The following is a 2908-nucleotide window of genomic DNA, read 5'->3' as shown; positions in this document are numbered from 1 at the left end:
GTCGCCGTGGAAGAGCAGGTCACGTACCTCGAACTGTCCGAGGACGAGGGGAGTGCGCACAAGTTCTACGAGGTGCGGCTCGCCGGCCAGGTGGTGACGGTACGGTACGGGCGGATCGGCGAGCCCGGGCAGAGCAAGGCGACGACGTACCCGAGCCCGGAGAAGGCGGCCTCGGCGGCGGCGAAGAAGATCGGCGAGAAGGTCCGCAAGGGCTACGCCCCGGCCGTCCGGGGCGTGCGCCAGCGCCGGGAGGTGACCAGGCGGCAGATCGTCAGCAGCCGCTCGACCGCCCGCCAGGCGCCGCTGCTGTGGCGCTTCCGCTCCGGCTCGCCCGCCTTCGGGATCTTCGTCGGCGAGGAGCACGCCTGGGTCGGCAACGAGCGCGGCGACGTCTACACCCTCACCCACGACGGCGAGGTGACGGCCCGCTACGGCCTGCCGGACGGCGTGAAGTGCATCGTCGCGGACGACTGGTGGATCTACGCCGGCTGCGACGACGGCAAGGTGTACGACCTGGGCGGCAAGATCCCGCGGGTGGCGTACGAGATAGCCCAGGACGTGGACATCTTCTGGCTCGACATCCACGACGGCGTGCTGGGCGTCGCCGACGAGCGCGGCGGGCTGACCACGGTGGACCACGAGGACGAGTTCCAGTGGCGCCGTCAGGCCGACGGCCGGTCCGGCTGGATGGTGCGCTGCGACGCCGACGGCGTCTACCACGGCCACTCGCGCGGGGTCGCCCGCTACGACAACCGCAGCGGCGACCAGCGCTGGTACACCCCCACCCGGGGCGGGGTGCTGTTCGGCTGGCAGGAGGCCGACGAGGTGTTCGCCGGCACCGGGCAGGGCTGGGTGCACCGGCTGCGCAAGTCGGACGGCGCCGAGGTGGCCGCCTACCGCTGCGACGCCGGCGTGTTCTCCTGCGCGGCCTCCCCGGACGGCGAGTACGTCTTCGCGGGGGACAACCACTCCTCGGTGTACTGCTTCGCCGCCGACGGGACGCGGCTGTGGAAGCTCGCCACCGGCTGCGGCTCGGCGTACAGCATGCAGTACCGGGAGGGGCGGCTCTACCTGGTGACGACGGACGGCTCGCTGGCCTGCCTGGACGCCAGCGAGCAGGCGGTGCGGGCGGCCGAGGACGGCACGCTGCCGAAGACCGCCGAGGTCAAGGGCGCGGGCTGGGAGCCGGTGCGGGCCGGCGCCGGGCTGGAGACGGTCACGGTGGCCACCGCCCGGACCGGCGGCGAGGTCGAGGTCGAGTGCGTCCAGGACGGCACCCGGCTGCGCGTGCGGGTGCTCTCGCAGGGCTACGACCCGTCCTGGCGCGTGCAGTTCCCCAAGGACATCCGCATCCCCGGCGCCCGCTACCTGGTCGCCGAGGTCCGGGAGTCCGCCTCGGGCGGCTTCTACCGGGCACGCGGCGAGATCAAGCGCCTGCTCTGACCGGCGACTTGATGCCTGGTGACGGTGATCCGGCTCGGGGCGGCGGCTTCCCGAGGTTGTCCGGTTTTGGCGGGTAGGTCTGATGGCGCGTGCATATGCGGCGGTGTTACCCCGGTAGTCTTTCCGCCGGGCAGCCCCTGAGCGTTGAGACCAGCGCCGGACAGGAGAGCACTACGTGAGCACAGCGCACATCGGCCCGGGCGACTACAGCCACGTGCCGAACCCGGAGCAAGCCCTCAAGTATGCGATTCAGCACATCGCGGGTGAACGCGTTGAGATCGTTGAGGGTGTCATCACCCCCGTGTCGCCGTCCTGGGAGCATGAGAACACCGTCGATCTGATCCGCTTGCAGATCGGACCCCGCCAGCGCGAACTCGGATTGCGTTCAGGCTCGGGCAACCTCGACCTGCCCGGTACCGAGAACTACTACATCCCGGACCTGGCCCTTGTGCCGGTGAAACTGGCGGTGAACAACCCCGGTGCGTTGCTTCCCGATCAGACCGTCCTCGTGGTCGAGGTCACGTCCCCGTCGAACGCCGACACCGACCGGACGGTGAAGCGCCGCCGCTACGCCCAGTTCGGTGCGCCGCTCTACCTCCTGGTGGACCGGCAGGAGCGGGCGTGCACGCTGTTCTCCCAGCCGGGTGCGCTCGGTTACACCAGGGTGGAGGGGCCGCACCCGTTCGGGGTGCCGGTGCGGCTGCCCGAGCCGTTCGAACTGGACGTGGACACCAGCGAGTTCTGAGCCTTCGGCGGTTCACGAGGTGGCCGTAGCCGCCGGCCGTGTCGAGGGTGTCGACGTCCATGGTGCTCCCCCGGGAGTCGTGCGGTCGGTCAGTCCTGGCCGGGGGTCCAGCCGAGGGCGGGGCCGAGGCGGGTGGCCAGGTCGGTGAGGATCTGCGTGTAGTCCTCGTGCTCGAAGGTGAACGGCAGGGCGAAGGCGACCTCGTCGACCTCGCGGTAGCCGGCGTGGGCGTGCAGCCGCTCGACGAGTTCCTCGGTCGTGCCGACCAGGTCGGGGGCGAACAGCAGCCGGGCCGGGCCCTGCGGGGCGAGGGTGCGCGGGGCGCGGGCGAGGGCGTAGGCCTGGTACTTGGCACGCTGCTCGGGGGTGGCGCTGTCGGTGGGGATGACCACCAGGCCCTGGGAGACCCGGGCGCGGTCGCCGTCGGGGTGGCGCTCGCGGAAGGCGCGGATCTGGGCGGCCTGGATGGCGGCGAAGTCGAGCGGCTCCGCGTCGTCGCCCTCCGCCTTCACGACGCTGCTGGTGAGCAGGTTGAGCCCCTGCTCGCCGGCCCAGCGGGCCGAGCGAGTACGGGTGGTGCGGGGCCGCGAAGAGCTCGTCCACCCCGGCCGTCTCGACCACCCGTCCGGCGTACATCACCACGACCCGGTCGGCCGCCCCGGCGATCACCCCGAGGTCGTGGCTGACCAGGACGAGCGCCGCGCCGGTCTCCCGCTGGGC

At 71.9% G+C, this 2908-nt stretch carries 2 protein-coding genes and 2 pseudogenes; 2 read left to right on the top strand and 2 right to left on the bottom strand.

Features of this window, described 5'->3' with window-relative positions:
- Window positions 1-6 precede the first annotated feature (6 nt).
- Window positions 7-1443, top strand: coding sequence for a WGR domain-containing protein (locus ACWDCZ_RS39930; protein ID WP_449818538.1), 1437 nt, complete (start codon window positions 7-9; stop codon window positions 1441-1443).
- A gap of 175 nt (window positions 1444-1618) precedes the next feature.
- Complete coding sequence (locus tag ACWDCZ_RS39925) at window positions 1619-2188, top strand: Uma2 family endonuclease (RefSeq protein ID WP_079272261.1); 570 nt, start codon at window positions 1619-1621, stop codon at window positions 2186-2188.
- Window positions 2189-2277: 89 nt separating this feature from the next.
- Here ACWDCZ_RS39925 and ACWDCZ_RS39920 read toward each other — a convergent pair.
- Window positions 2278-2751: pseudogene (locus ACWDCZ_RS39920) on the bottom strand (LLM class flavin-dependent oxidoreductase); the annotation flags it as partial.
- Window positions 2738-2908, bottom strand: a pseudogene (locus ACWDCZ_RS39915) (ABC transporter ATP-binding protein); the annotation flags it as partial. The pseudogenes ACWDCZ_RS39915 and ACWDCZ_RS39920, both read right to left, overlap by 14 nt.

Source organism: Kitasatospora sp. NPDC001225, assembly GCF_053597855.1.
The sequence above is the reverse complement of the archived record's forward strand: the minus strand, read 5'-3'. Positions and strand labels throughout refer to the sequence as shown.